This is a genomic window from Microcoleus sp. Pol12A5, assembly GCF_036701435.1.
Lineage (GTDB): Bacteria > Cyanobacteriota > Cyanobacteriia > Cyanobacteriales > Microcoleaceae > Microcoleus.
Map to the genome: position 1 here is coordinate 60755 of NZ_JAUBQU010000005.1, position 15242 is coordinate 75996.

The window sequence follows — 15242 nt, forward strand, 5'->3', positions numbered from 1 at the left end:
TAATTTGTGCGCTGGTAGAATTTATTTTATATATTTGCCAAAGTAATCACAGGATGACTCAAAATGCCAGAGCCAAAAATATCGAGTTCATCGCCAAATGCCAGAGATTCTGTCACGGTGGAGTTAGTTGAGTTTTTATCTTACCTTCGCAGTCTAGATATTAATATTTTTGTTGAGGGCGAGATCCTGCGCTGCAACGCTCCCGAAGGAATTATTACACCCGAACTACGAGCCAAAATTTCTCATAAAAAAGCCGAAATAGTTTCATTTTTAAAAGCAGCTAATCGTACTTCTAGTTTCACTCCTACACCGATTGTTCCGGTGGGGCGAGAAGGAAATCTACCGCTGTCCTTTGCACAGCAGCGCTTGTGGTTTCTCGACCAATTAGTCCCGAACAATCCCTTCTATAATGTTCCCGCAGCCTTGCGTTTGACAGGTTCGCTCAATTTTTCGGCGCTGCAACAAACCTTCAATGAAATTGTGCGCCGTCACGAAGCTTTACGCACGACTTTAGCAGTAGTTTCGGGGCAACCTGTTCAGAGAATAGCTGCTGCTTTCCACCTTCCGATTAATGTAGTGGACTTGCGAAACTTGCCAAAGGAATCTCGACAAACTGAAGCAAACCGGCTCACCGCCCAGGAAGCTCAACGCTCTTTCAATTTGTCCAATGACTTGTTGCTGCGAGTCACATTATTGCACTTAGATGATGCCGAATATTTACTAATGCTGAATATGCACCACATTGTCTCCGACGGTTGGTCTATCGGAGTGCTAATTCAGGAATTAGGCGCACTTTACACGGCATTTGCTAGCGAAAAACCTTCGCCTTTACCAGCTTTGTCGATCCAGTATGCTGATTTTGCAAAATGGCAGCGCGAATGGCTGCAAGGGGAAGTTTTAGAAAGGCAGCTTGCTTACTGGAGACAGCAGTTAAACGGCATTTCTATGCTAAATTTGCCTCCGGATAGACCCCGGCCAGCAATTCAAAGTTATCGGGGCAAAAGGCAATTTTTGCAACTGCCAAAACAACTGAGCGAGGCTTTAGAAACGTTGAGCCAGCGCGAAGGAGTGACGCTGTTTATGACAATGCTGGCAGCTTTTAAAACGTTGCTTTACCATTACGCCCAGCAAGAAGATATTGTTGTAGGTTCGCCGATCGCCAATCGCAACCGCAGTGAAATTGAAGCATTAATCGGTTTTTTTGTCAACAGTTTGGTGCTGCGTACAGATTTGTCGGGAAATCCAACTTTTCGGGAACTTTTAAACCGAGTCAAAGAGGTAGCATTAGGAGCTTACGCTCACCAAGATTTGCCGTTTGAGAAGTTAGTAGAAGAACTTCACCCCGATCGCGCGTTGAACCAAAACCCATTATTTCAGGTGGCGTTTGCGCTGCAAAACGCGCCGGGGAATCGGTTAGAATTGCCAGAATTAACACTCAGCCCGCAGCAGTTAGATGTGGGTACAGCGCGGTTTGATTTGGAGTTTCATTTGTGGGAGCGATCGCCCAACAGCTCGGGAAGCAACCAATCGCCCAGCAATAAGCTGTGGGTTGATAGCTCGGAGGGTATCAGCGGCATGGTTATTTACAGCGCCGATTTATTTGATGAAGCTACGATTAGCCGCCTGATCGGGCATTTTCAAGCCTTGTTAGAAAGCATTGTGACAAATCCCGAACAGCGCATAGCCAACTTGCAATATTTGAGCGCCCAAGAGCGCGATCATTTGTTAGTTGAATGCAACAATACTCAGGCAGATTATCCGCAAGATTTGTGCATCCATCAGCTATTTGAAATGCAGGCCGATCGGACACCGGATGCGGTGGCGCTGGTATTTGGAGAGGAGCGAGTCACCTATGGAGAGCTAAATCTCCGCAGCAACCAACTAGCACGTTATCTGCAAAAAATGGGGGTTGGGGCAGAAGTTTTAGTCGGGCTTTGCTGCGGGCGATCGCTCGATCTGATCGTGGGGATGTTGGGTATCCTGAAAGCGGGAGGAGCTTACTTAATTTTAGAGCCGAGCTATCCTGCTGAGCGATCGAGCTTTATGCTAAAAGATGCTCAATTATCTGTTGTGTTAACTCAGCAGCAATGGATAGAGAAATTGCGATCGCCCAATTTACAGATAGTTTGTTTAGACACAGACTGGGAGATGATTTCCCAAGAAATCGCCGACAATCCCACCAGCGCAGCCACAGCCAAAAATCGGGCTTACGCGATTTACACCTCCGGGTCCACGGGAAAGCCGAAAGGAGTGGAAATTGAGCACGGGAGCTTGTTAAATCTCGTTTTTTGGCATCAAAGAGAGTTTGGGGTGTCAGCGGGCGATCGGGCCACGCAAATTGCTGCGATCGGCTTTGATGCTTGCGGGTGGGAAATTTGGCCTTATCTCGCGGCGGGATCTAGCATCTACTTTCCAGAAGATGACATCAGGCGAGATCCTGAAAAACTGCAAAACTGGTTAGTATCAAACGCAATTACAATTAGCTTTTTGCCCACACCTTTAGCCGAGAAAGTTTTGCTATTAGATTGGCCTCAAACAACAGCGCTGCGAATCTTGCTCGCAGGCGGCGAAAAACTGCAACAACATCCTTTAAAATCCCATCCATTTAAGCTAGTAAATAATTACGGCCCAACCGAAAACACCGTCGTCACAACTTCCGGTTATATTCCTGTAACAGAGCAAACAGACATAGCCCCGACAATTGGCCGCCCCATTGCTAACACTCAAATCTACATATTAGACAAATATTTGCAGCCCGTACCAATGGGGGTTGTTGGCGAATTGTACATCGGCGGAAACGGACTCGCTCGCGGCTACCTCAACCGCCCAGATTTAACCGCACAAAGCTTTATTCCCAATCCTTTTAAACCAAATTCAGGCACCATTCTACCTGACTTGTTTAGGAACAGGCAAGATGCCTGTTCCACAAGAGATGAATTTTATTGTGGAACAGGCATCTTGCCTATTCTCGATAATAATGCCCACCCCACTCTTTGTGGAACAGGCATCTTGCCTGTTCTTGATAATAATGCCCACCCCACTCTTTGTGGAACAGGCATCTTGCCTGTTCTCGATAATGGTGCAACATCTGAGTTTAAACCAAATTCAGGAGAGCGAATTTACAAAACCGGCGACTTAGTGCGCTACAGAGCCGATCGCAGCCTTGAATTTTTAGGACGCATTGACGAACAAGTAAAAATTCGCGGTTTCCGCATCGAATTAGGAGAAATCGAGACACTATTAACTCAACATCCGGCAGTGCAGCAAACTGTAGCAATAGCTTCGGAAGATGGACAGGGAGATAAACGTTTAGTAGCTTATATTGCCCTGAATGCAGAATATAGCGTTGCCAGCGAAAAAAACCAAATAATGCAATTGCAGGACGAACAGGTTTTGCAGTGGCAAATGCTCTACAATGAAACTTACAATCAACCTGCTGTTGAGTCAGATCCAACCTTTAATATTGTCGGCTGGAATAGCAGTTATACTGATCGGCCAATCCCAGCAGAACAGATACGCGACTGGGCGAAAAATCAAGCCGCCCAAATTTTAGCTTTGCAGCCGAGCCGAGTGTTAGAAATTGGCTGCGGCACAGGTTTGTTGCTGTTCCAAATTGCCTCTCGCTGCACTCAATATTGCGGCACAGACTTTTCCCCTATTTCGCTCAACTATATTCAGCAGCACTTGGCAAACCAAGAGTTAGCTAATGTAACCCTGCTTCAGAAAATGGCGACAGACTTTGAAGGAGTAGAGACAGCAGCTTTTGACGCAGTGATTCTCAACTCTGTAGTGCAATATTTCCCGACTATCGACTATCTCGTGCAAGTGCTAGAAGGTGCGGTGAAAGCAACTGCCCCCGGCGGCTTTATATTCATCGGAGATGTCCGCAGCTTGCCGTTGCTGGCAGCTTTCCACGCTTCCGTACAACTGTATCAAGCCGAACCTTCTCTCTCTGGCGAACAGTTGCAGCAGCGAGTACAAATGCAAATTTTTCAAGAAACAGAGTTAGTTATTGATCCAGATTTTTTTAGCGCATTAAAGCACCGCTTTCCGCAGATTGACGGCGTAGAGATTCAATTAATTCGCGGTAGTTATCGCAATGAGTTAACTGATTTTCGGTACAATGCTATTTTGCATATTGCCTCGGAAACAGATCCCCCCAACCCCCCTTATGAAGGGGGGCTAAGAAGTGTCTCTAACTTTTCTGACAAAACACAGCTTCAGAACCCCCCTTTTCAAGGGGGGCAGGGGGGATCAAAACGGCTGGATTGGTCGGCAGAAAATCAGAATCTGACTGTTACCAAGGTGCAACAAATATTATTGCAAAATCAACTCGATCTTTTAAGAATTGCTAATGTGCCTAATGCGCGGGTAACGGCAGCAGTTAAGGCCGGAGAATTGCTGTCTGTTGTCGATAAATTTGCAACAGCAGGTCAGTTGCAGAAAGCCGTGGAAAAAGTCGAGGATTTAGGAGTAGATCCCGAAGCGTGGTATGCTTTGGAAGTTCCGTATAATGTTAATATTAGTTGGTCTAATTCCGACAGTCAAGGGCGCTACGATGTAGTGTTTGCACGGGGCGAAACCAGAGATTTTGTGCGAGAAACCCGAAGCGATAACTTGCGTCCTTGGCGCTCTTATGCTAACAATCCCTTACAAGCTAAAGCAGCGCGTAAATTAGTGCCACAGTTGCAGGCTTATCTAGCAGAAAAACTCCCGGAATATATGGTTCCGTCGGCTTTTGTGGTGCTGGAGTCGCTACCGGTGACGGCTAATGGAAAGGTCGATCGCCTCGCTTTGCCTGCACCGCAGCCGATTAAGTTAGAATGGGCTGGCGGTTATGTTGCGCCTCAGACTTCTATTGAGGAAGTTTTAGTTAAAATTTGGGCTGAGGTTTTGGGGATAAAGCGAGTGGGTATCCGCGACAATTTCTTTGAATTGGGAGGCCATTCGCTGCTGGCGACTCAGCTTGTTTCTAGAGTGCGAGATGCTTTCGGGGTAGAGTTGCCTTTGCGCCGCGTTTTTGAAGCACCGACAATTGCAGAATTATCTAAGATTGTGGAGAGTTTAAAAGATAAGAATGCTAAAAGTGAAGCTCCGGCTTTAGTGCCGATTTCGCGCGATAGTCGGCGGAGGAAGCTATCATCTTTTAATCGAGAAATTAAATAAAAATGAGCGCTGTTGAACAGGGTACACTTTCGAGAAATATGCAGCAAGAAACAGATGTTTTCGTCTTCCCCGCATCCTTTGCCCAGCAGCGGCTTTGGTTCCTCAATCAATTAGCACCGGGCAATCCTTTCTACAATGTCTCAACAGCGCTCCGCTTAACAGGTTCCCTCAACTTCAGATCCTTAGAGCAAACCTTCAATGAAATTGTGCAGCGGCACGAAACTTTACGCACTACTTTTACGCTTTTGGAAGGGGAACTCGTACAAGTTATTGCTCCCTTTTTAACCGTATCTCTCCCCACAATCGACTTACAAAATCTTTCGCCAGCTCAGCAGGAAACCGCAGCGCTGCAACTCGCAACTGATGCAGCACAATGCCCTTTCGATTTAGCCGCCGGGCCGTTATTTAAAGTAACGCTGTTACAACTGAGTGAAACAGAACATATATTGTTGCTGAATTTACATCATATTGTGGCTGATGGTTGGTCTATTGGAGTGCTAATTCGAGAGCTGGGAACGCTCTACACAGCATTTGTAAAAAATGAGCGCTCGCACTTGCCAGCACTGCCCGTGCAGTACGCCGACTTTGCAGAATGGCAGCACCAATGGTTGCAGGGCGAAGTATTAGAAACCCAGTTAGCTTATTGGCGGCAGCAGTTAAACGGAATTACTACACTCAATCTACCAACAGACAGGCAAAGACCAGCCGTTCCCTCCTACCGCGGCGCTAAACAATTTATAACACTATCACCTGCTTTGAGCGAGGCGCTAAAGTCATTGAGCCAGCAAGAAAGCGCGACTTTATTTATCACTCTACTAGCCGCTTTTCAAACTTTGCTGTACCGCTATACAGGACAAGTAGATATTGCAGTAGGAACGCCGATCGCCAATCGCAACCTGAGCGAAGTAGAAGCATTAATCGGTTTTTTTGTCAACAGTTTGGTGCTGCGTGCAGATTTATCAGGAAACCCAACTTTTCGGGAACTATTGCATCGGGTAAAAAACGTCGCAATGGCAGCCTACGCCCACCAAGATTTGCCCTTCGAGAAGTTGGTTGAGGAAATGCACCCCGATCGCGAGTTGAGCCGCAACCCCCTATTTCAAGTTAGTTTTAGCCTGCAAAACACTCCTATAGCAGCGCTAGAATTGCCGGGAATCGCTTTCGAGGCGATCGACTTTGACGCGGGAACCGCCAAGCTAGATTTAGAGTGCCACTTGTGGGAAAATGCAGGAAGTATTCAAGGGCAATTTGTCTACAGCACAGACTTATTTGATAGTGGCACAATTGCGCGCATGGCGGGACATTTCCAAACCCTGCTTGAAGCCATTGTTGCCAATCCCAAACAGCACCTCAGCGACTTGGCTTTGCTGACAGCGCCAGAATACCAGCAATTATTAATCGATTGGAATGATACTCAGAGAGATTATCCGCAAAACCAGTGTTTCCATCAGCTATTTGAAGAGCGAGTTGAGCGGGAGCCCGATGCTGTCGCCGCCGTCTTTGAAAACCAGCAGTTAACCTACCGCCAACTCAACAGCCGAGCCAACCAACTTGCACGTTACTTGCAGCAATTGGGAGCAGCACCCGAAGTTTTAGTGGGCCTTTGTGTAGAACGTTCCTTAGATGCGATCGTCGGATTGCTAGGCATTATCAAAGCAGGCGCAGCCTACCTGCCTTTAGATCCAACTTATCCTCAAGAGCGGCTTAACTTCATGTTAGAAGATGCTCAGGTGTCGATTTTGGTAACTCAGCAGCACTTAGCAAAAAACTTGACGCAGCCGGAAAATTACGGAATTTTTTCAGTAGTGTGTTTGGACTCCGACAGAGAAATCATCGCCCGACAAAGCCCAGAAAAACCAACTACAAATATCCTACCAAAAAACCTAGCCTACGTCATTTACACATCTGGTTCAACCGGAAAACCCAAAGGCGTTTTAATCGAACATCGGGGACTATACAACTTAGCCATAGCTCAAAGAGAAGCATTTAACTTAAACTCAAATCACCGCATTTTGCAATTCGCATCCCTGAGTTTTGATGCCTCAATCTTTGAGATTGTCATGGCCTTGGGAACCGGAGCAACACTTTACTGTGCCAAGAAAGAATCTTTGTTGCCCGGACAAACATTAATCCAATTTTTGCAGGACAATGCTATTACCCACGCTACCCTCCCGCCCTCGCTGCTAGCTGTCCTTCCAAACGCCGAACTTCCCGCACTGCAAACAATCATCTGTGCTGGCGAATCTTGTTCCCCGGATATTGTTAAACGCTGGGCTTCTGGGGGCAGATTTTTTAACGCTTACGGCCCTACAGAAGCGACAGTCTGGTCAAGTTTAGCCGAAATTAGCGATAGCAAAAAACCGCCAATCGGCCGCCCAATAGCTAACACTCAACTCTATATTTTAGATCAAAATTTACAGCCTGTACCCGTTGGAATTCCCGGTGAATTGTACATCGGCGGCAGCGGATTGGCGCGAGGCTACCTGAACCGCCCCGAATTAACCGCCCAGCGATTTATTGCTAATCCCTTTAGCCAGAAAGCAGGAGAACAAATTTATCAAAGTGGTGACTTAGCTCGCTATTTTCCCGACGGCAATATTGAGTTTTTAGGCCGCACAGACGAACAGGTAAAAATTCGCGGTTATCGAATAGAATTGGGAGAAATTGAAGCGCTGCTGGTTCAGCATCCAGCAGTCAAAGAAACAGCGGCGGTTGCTGTGAATGATTTGTCTGGCAACAAACGCCTAGTTGCTTATGTCGTCCCCAATCACAATCAGACGCTCAATCCCGGGGAAATACGCAATTTCCTCAAACAACAACTGCCCAATTACATGATTCCCAGTGCTTTTGTGGCGATCGACTTTCTGCCCCTAACCCCCAACGGCAAAATCGATCGCCTGCGCCTACCTGCACCGGGAACTATAACTAGCAACTCAATAGATAAAAGCTGCCTTGCACCTCGCACACCAACTGAGTCAACCCTCGCCCACATTTGGGCCACAATCCTCAACGTAGAGTGCGTTGGCATTGGCGATAACTTCTTCGATTTGGGTGGAGATTCCCTGCTGGCAGTCCGCCTCATCAATGAGATTAACCAGCAATTTGAGCGCGAGTTGCCGCTGTCTGCTCTTTTTTTAAATCCGACAATTGAAGGTTTAGCAGATTCGCTATCTTCAGAAACAAATTCTCTGGAATGGTCGCCTTTAGTTGCAATTAAGCCTCGCGGTAAAAATCCCCCGTTCTTCTGCGTCCATCCCATCTTTGGCGTCGTGTTTCCTTATTGCGAGTTAGCCTTTGGGCTAGGAGAAAATCAACCGTTTTACGGGCTGCAACCAAAGGGTATTGACGGCGAAAGTTCTCCGTTAACTAGCATTGAAGACATGGCGGCTGACTACATCGCAGCCTTGCGTACCGTTCAACCAAAAGGGCCTTATTTTTTAGGAGGCTGGTCTTTTGGAGGTTTGGTAGCTTTTGAGATGGCTCAACAGTTGCTCGCAGCGGGGGATGAAGTGGCTTTACTTGCTGTACTGGATACTTTAGCGCCGGTTTCTGCTAACAAACCTTCTTTTTGGGATGGTTGCAAGTTTATTCTGACTACTGTTTCGCGCTCTATCTGGCCTTTTGTAGTAGATTATTTTCGCTTGGTGGCTGCTGCGGAAAATGTTCAAAGTCGCGGTATTGCGGCAAAATTTCCGAAATTAAATAAAATGCTTAATTTGGCAGCTAATTTTTTGCATCGCTGGAATTGGAAACAGGCCGTTATGGTTAGCATCCTATCTCAGGAGTCAAAAGAACGGAGCTGGCGCGAGCTGGCAATCCCCTCGATGTTTACTGTATTTCAGGCTAACAGTCAAGCAACTCTCAGCTATCGACCGAAAATTTATCCGCAGCGAATTACTCTGTTTAGATCGAGGGAAAAGCTAAGCATGAGTCATGAAGATCCGACTCTTGGCTGGAGTGAATTAACCACGGAAAAAGTAGAGGTGATTAGCGTTCCTGGGAATCACCTGACTATGTTGAGAAAGCCTAACGTTGAGGTGCTGGCTCAAAAGCTGAAGCATTGCTTGGAGGAGGAATTAATTGATTGAGCGGCCCGCGTGCTTGTGTGTCGAAACCGGGTTTGATGTGGGAAATTACTATTAGTCCTGAATCTGATCTTCATCTGCGTGAATCAGCGTCAATCCGTTGTCATCTGCGGTTAATACATTCTCTTTTTTTAACCGCAGATGAGGGCAGATAAACACAGATTAACCTGAACTTCCCCCTGCAAATATACTTACACAGGCTCAAAAGCCTCTAACCACAAAGGTTTCAATTGTTGAGTAAAAAATGTGTACCCATCTAGATGATTGATATCTGTTTGCGCTCGGCAATTATATTGAATCTACAACAATTGAGGGCGAGATCCTGCGTCAGCTATTGCTTATAAATGGGTACAAATTTTGCGCTCAACAGTTGCATCCTTTGTAGAGTAAGAGTTTTAGGACTGTTAGTACATTTTTATGGGGGAAGTCCAGTTCTAGGCGGGGATATCAAAATAAGAGATGCTGTAGTCAACTTTCCCGGAGACGTATGAGCTGAGTAATGCGATCACGGACTTCAACGACTTCTCCTTGCAACCACTTGGTAATAGTGGCCACAGTATACTTAGTCCCTGGCTCTTGCCGACCATACATTTCCTCAAAGAGCTCCCCCATTTGGTCCGGGTAGAGTTGACGCCACCAAACCAGAGCTATGTCTCGCATTTTCTGAGCATCCTCGGGGGTAATTTTCTCCCACAATGGCTGCGACTGGGTTCGCAACTCTATTAATTTTTCCCACTCTGCGTTAGTAAATTGAGCAACCAATCTGCAAATTTCCGCCTCTAATTCTTGCCTGAGTGATTCATCGCCGTTATTACTCAGGTTTTCAATTTCCCACAGCGGTTCCTCAAGCGCCGCGAACTTAGCCACTAATTTAGTGTCTAGCATTATGTCTAAGTTGCGATCTAGTATCGGCTCTCTATCTGGGATTGTGGGACTTTGGGCAATTGGTTGAGATTGTAGCGTAGGGTTAACGGTCGCTTGCTCCAATGTCTTAACTACCCAAGCATGGGGGCTTAAACCCTCTGCTGCTGCTACTTTCTTAATGGTTTCGAGTAATTCCTGCTTGCCGTCCAATCTCAAATTAATTTGTACTCTGTCTATCATGTTTAGCACCTGTCTAGTTGTTATAGATATTTCTTTTTAGGTGTCTATAGCAATCCTAAATCAGTTGCAAACTAATCGGGTTTCACTAATCATGATTAAGTTGGTATTAATTCAGGGTTTTCAACAAAAAAGTCATACATATATAATTTGGAAAAATCAAAAATCTGACAATGAGTTACCAGCATAAATAATTTTTTAATAAGTGGGAAAGATTTACATAAATACCAATGTTCTCTCAAAAATCTTTTGCCTTGAAGCCAAATATCTTCTACAGGGTTTTGCTCAGGTGCATTCGGGGCAAATAATTCACATGTTATTAACCATTCAGATTTTTCTAAACCTTGATTTACCTCGCCCAGATACTCTCGCATTTCTGCATATTTATGATAACTTGCCCCATCCCAAAATATTAAAATTCTAGCTCCTTTATTCAGATTTTGCAGGTATTTGACAAACAAAACTGTATTCTTTGAATTTCCGGCTTCATATTCTTGTACAAAAATTTTTTTTGTTTGATAGTTGAGGGCACCAAAATATGTTTGCCTTTCTCTCTGATTTGTCATGGGTACTTCTATTCTTTTATTCTTCTTTCCCCAAACATATCCACAAACATCACCCCACAGCAGATGACATTCATCAATCATATACACCACAAGTCTTCCAGCTTCTATCCCCGAGCGGTTTTCTGCCAGAACTTTTTCGATTTCTATCTTTTTTGTTTTTACCAATTCATCGTTTTTTTTTGGATTACTTTTTTGAGTTTTCTTCCAGCTAATCTTGGCTTCATCAAGTAATGTATAATAACTTTGATTTGATTTGAAACGAACATCATACTTGTCTTCTATATATATCTGAAACTCCTGTAAGCTCAAATATTCTTGAGTATTTAAGTAATTGACAATCTCTAGGCGTTGCGCTGGACTTAGATATGCTTTTGACCCTTGATACCTCAGCTTTAATTCTTCAACTCCATTTTTGATAAATTTCATTTTGGATTGACTGATAAATGTTGCTGATACATTTAATATTTTTTTAATTTCCGAACCAGTTACGCCCTCAATCCACATCCTTACTGCTAAAGCTCGCTTCAGTTCTATCGGGTCGGGGTTGCCATCTATAAAATCACTTAATTCTTGTAAATAGTGTTGCTCAGACATATTGCTTTTTTGCCGATTTCCAGTATACAAGTATTATTATACTCCCTAATTATTATAATTTATAAAATTTTGCGACTCATTTAGGACTGCTATAGTAATTTGTCTAGCAGTAAATTCTCAATTTTCCCAGCCCAAGGCTTGAAGTCGGTACAGCTTCATTAAGCTGGACTTCCCCCATAAAAATGTACTAACAGTCCTAAAACTCTTACTCTACAAAGGATGCAACTGTTGAGCGCAAAATTTGTACCCATTTATAAGCAATAGCTGACGCAGGATCTCGCCCTCAATTGTTGTAGATTCAATATAATTGCCGAGCGCAAACAGATATCAATCATCTAGATGGGTACACATTTTTTACTCAACAATTGAAACCTTTGTGGTTAGAGGCTTTTGAGCCTGTGTAAGTATATTTGCAGGGGGAAGTTCAGATTAACGCAGATGAGTTAGATCAATTGCGGTTGCACCATCTATCCGTGATTGTTGACAGATGACTGTTCTGAAATGCCTCAATCTAAAATCTAAAATCTAAAATTGCCCAATGGATTGCGCGATGCTGAAGATGATAGCAGCCAAACCTGCTGCGATCGGAATTGTCACCAGCCAAGCCGAACCAATTGACAGCAAAGTTTCCAAGCGTACTGTTTTCCAAGCTTTAATCAGCCCGACTCCGACAACTGCACCCACTAAAGCGTGGGATGTGGAAACTGGCAAACCGAAGCGGGATGCTAGCAAGACTGTGGTGGCTGTGGCTAATTCCGCGCAAAATCCGCCGCTTGGTTGGAGTTCGATGATCTTTTCGCCGACTGTGGCAATTACATTTTTGCCCCAGATGGTTAAACCGATGACTATTCCTGCGCCTCCGACGACTAAAATCCACAGGGGAACGCTGAAATCTTCTGAGGGAAAGGAACCTGTGCGCCGGATGTAGGCGATCGCAGCTAGGGGCGCAACGGCATTTCCTACGTCGTTGGAACCGTGGGAAAATGCTACAAAACAGGCGCTCAAGACTTGAAATCTCGCCATTTGTTGCTCGATGAGAGTGTGACGGAGTGTCAGAGTGGGGGAGGAGTTTGTACTTATTCCTTCTGCTTTCTCCCCTCTGCCTTCTTCGTTCTCAACTGATTCTAATTTTTTCCAGCTATTGAATGTCAGGCCGATCGCAGCTATTGCCCCGATGCCAATGACAATATCGTGAGTTGGAAGATTCCAGCCCAATCGATCGTGCGCTAGGGCGATCGCTCCTGTCTGCACCAAAGCGACATTCACAACAGACGGCAGTACAATTATCCCAAATACGCTCAGCATTGCTGCACTCAGCCAAGGTATCCACTCGCGCATTTGAGATAGAGGATCGGGTCGATCGAGAATCGAATACTTCACCACACTGTAAAATAGTGCGGCTAAAGCACCGCTAGCAACAGGTGTCGCCACCCATGTTAGGGAGATGGTGCCGATGGTTCCCCAATCAACTGCATTAATTCCGGCTGCAACACAGCTAAAACCCGCGATCGCGCCCACCACTGCATGGGATGAAGAAACTGGCAAACCTCTACTGGTAGCGATTTGCAGCCATATCCCACAAGCTATCAGCACTGACACCATCCCGATTAAAAATACTTGCGGTTTGGCCGCGAACACTTGTGCATTCACAACTCCTGTTGCGAGAGTTTCGGAAACTCCTTGCCCGAACAGCACTGCGCCGGAAAACTCCAGTATGCCTGCAACAATTATTGCCTGTCGCAGCGTTAGCGCCTTCGAGCCTACGGATGTCCCCATCGAGTTAGCGACATCGTTGGCCCCCAAGTTTGCAGCGACGTACAAGGCCAGTGCAGCCATTGCCCCCAGTTGCAGAAATACGACCCCAGAGGTATCTAACATAGAAATTTTTTGACATAAAACGGGCATTTCGATATATGATAAGGGATTGTGAGTTTTGGTAAATCCGATGAAAGGCGCAGAAATAATCCGTTCTATCGAAACGGCAGAAATAGATAGAGTCAAGCAAGAACTCAATAAACAAGTTCCCGAAATTTACGTCGGCGACACAGTGCGAGTCGGCGTGAAAATTAGAGAGGGTAACAAAGAACGGGTTCAGCCCTACGAAGGGACTGTGATTGCCATGCGTAACGGCGGGATTAATGAAACAATCACCGTCCGCCGCGTGTTTCAAGGCGTCGGAGTGGAACGGGTGTTTTTGATTCACTCGCCCCGCATAGCCACGATCCAAGTGATGCGCCGCGGGAAAGTCCGCAGAGCAAAACTTTACTACCTGCGCGATCGGGTGGGCAAAGCTACTCGCGTCAAACAGCGGTTCGATCGCTCCCTGTAGGAATGCACCTAGCTTTCCCTTGGTTCATGATTCATGGGAAATTGAAAAAAATAAAAAAAAGTTTCCCATTTACGAGCGCACTGTGTTAAAATAGAAATCTAGAGGTTAAGCGAATTTCAGCAACCTCACCTGTGCGCTCTTAGTTCAGTTGGTAGAACGCAGGTCTCCAAAACCTGATGTCGGGGGTTCAAGTCCTCCAGGGCGCGCTGAATCACCAAACTTTAAATTCTGCCCGAAAGCGCCCGGACTATTGGCTGGCAACAGTCAAAACCGCAAACTTTCGGGTAGAATTAATTTTTGTGGGCGGTTCGCAAAAAATGCCATCAACAAATGCTCGGTGTGGCTTCTCGATAGTCGGTTTCGGCGATCGGCATTTACGCCGTTAATTGGTTGGGCTTGTAAAAAAGTCGTGGCTTTGGATTTGAGATTTTGGACTTGAGCGTAAGTGGTTAGTGTCAAAAAATCTGAGAGCCGCGGGCCACTCACACCATCTAAAATCTAAAATCTAAAATCGCAAGGGGGATTAAATCGTGGCGAAAAAAGACGAAGCTCAAGAAACTCAAGAAATAACGGCGCCTGGGTTTAACCCTGCGAGTTTTTTTAAGGAAACTAGAGAAGAACTCGACAAAGTGGTTTGGCCGAGCCGGCAGCAGCTAATCAGCGAGTCTTTTGCCGTGCTTTTGATGGTAATCCTCTCAGCAAGCTTGATTTATTTGGTGGATAACTTCTTTAACTGGGGCGCGGGAAAGGTGTTTGGGCCATGACTTTTGCATCAGAAGAATCTGAGTATTCCACAGAAGCGACGGGACAGGCAGCATCGCCAGAGGTGCCGGAGATTGATGCTCGCTGGTATGCTGTTCAAGTTGCCTCTGGCTGCGAAAAGCGGGTGAAGGCAAACTTGCAGCAGCGGATTCAAACTTTGGATGTTGCCGATCGCATCGTTCAAGTCGAAATTCCGCAAACTCCGGCGATCAAAGTCGGCAAAGACGGTTCCCGGCGGCAGTCAGATGAAAAAATCTTTCCCGGCTACGTACTCATCCGTATGTTTATGGACGAGGATACGTGGCAGGTGATCAAGAATACCCCGAATGTAATTAATTTTGTCGGGGCCGAGCAGAAACGCCGCTACGGGCGCGGCAGGGGTCACGTCAAACCGCTACCTCTGAGTCATTCGGAAGTAGAACGGATCTTCAGAAACGCTCAGGAATCAGAACCAGTTGTCAAAGTATCGATGTCTACTGGAGACCACGTCGTGGTACTTTCCGGGCCATTTAAGGATTTTGAAGGTGATGTGATTGAAGTTAGCCCGGAACGAAACAAGCTCAAAGTTTTACTCTCGATTTTTGGGCGCGATACGCCTGTAGAATTGGAGTTCAATCAGGTTCAGAAACAGAACTAACT

General features: G+C 45.8%; 9 protein-coding genes and 1 tRNA gene. 6 read left to right on the plus strand and 4 right to left on the minus strand.

Annotated elements, in window-relative coordinates; all coding sequences use genetic code 11:
- Positions 1-63: 63 nt before the first annotated feature.
- Positions 64-5166, plus strand: coding sequence for an amino acid adenylation domain-containing protein (locus tag QUA45_RS02425; protein ID WP_333219207.1), 5103 nt, complete (start codon positions 64-66; stop codon positions 5164-5166).
- Positions 5167-5168: 2 nt separating this feature from the next.
- Positions 5169-9254 (plus strand): amino acid adenylation domain-containing protein, encoded by a 4086-nt coding sequence (locus QUA45_RS02430; RefSeq protein WP_333219209.1) that lies wholly within the window; start codon positions 5169-5171, stop codon positions 9252-9254.
- 465 nt (positions 9255-9719) lie between these two features.
- Here the strand turns inward: QUA45_RS02430 and QUA45_RS02435 are convergent, their stop codons facing one another.
- The 3 genes from QUA45_RS02435 to QUA45_RS02445 form a co-directional block, all read right to left on the minus strand.
- Entirely contained in the window at positions 9720-10355 is a 636-nt protein-coding gene (locus QUA45_RS02435) for a hypothetical protein (RefSeq protein WP_333095487.1), read from the minus strand.
- 95 nt (positions 10356-10450) lie between these two features.
- Complete coding sequence (locus tag QUA45_RS02440; RefSeq protein WP_333219212.1) at positions 10451-11512, minus strand: IS630 family transposase; 1062 nt, start codon at positions 11510-11512, stop codon at positions 10451-10453.
- 525 nt (positions 11513-12037) lie between these two features.
- A complete protein-coding gene (locus tag QUA45_RS02445; RefSeq protein WP_445305284.1) occupies positions 12038-13417 on the minus strand; it encodes an inorganic phosphate transporter in 1380 nt (459 codons plus the stop codon).
- A gap of 40 nt (positions 13418-13457) precedes the next feature.
- On the opposite strand from QUA45_RS02445, the gene rplS reads away from it, so the two are divergent.
- Positions 13458-13841, plus strand: coding sequence for a 50S ribosomal protein L19 (gene rplS / locus QUA45_RS02450; RefSeq protein WP_333037136.1), 384 nt, complete (start codon positions 13458-13460; stop codon positions 13839-13841).
- Between the two features lie 133 nt (positions 13842-13974).
- Positions 13975-14047 (plus strand) — tRNA-Trp (locus QUA45_RS02455).
- 58 nt (positions 14048-14105) lie between these two features.
- On the opposite strand, the gene QUA45_RS02460 is transcribed toward QUA45_RS02455, so the two are convergent.
- The gene (locus tag QUA45_RS02460; protein ID WP_333070757.1) at positions 14106-14300 is read right to left on the minus strand and encodes a hypothetical protein; all 195 of its coding nucleotides are present in this window, start codon (positions 14298-14300) and stop codon (positions 14106-14108) included.
- Positions 14301-14371: 71 nt separating this feature from the next.
- Between QUA45_RS02460 and secE the strand changes: the two genes are divergently transcribed.
- Both secE and nusG read left to right on the plus strand, forming a co-directional pair.
- Positions 14372-14605, plus strand: coding sequence for a preprotein translocase subunit SecE (secE, locus tag QUA45_RS02465; RefSeq protein WP_333095484.1), 234 nt, complete (start codon positions 14372-14374; stop codon positions 14603-14605).
- The gene (nusG, locus tag QUA45_RS02470) at positions 14602-15240 is read left to right on the plus strand and encodes a transcription termination/antitermination protein NusG (RefSeq protein WP_333070762.1); all 639 of its coding nucleotides are present in this window, start codon (positions 14602-14604) and stop codon (positions 15238-15240) included. Before secE ends, nusG begins: the two co-directional genes overlap by 4 nt.
- The last annotated feature ends 2 nt before the right edge of the window (positions 15241-15242 follow it).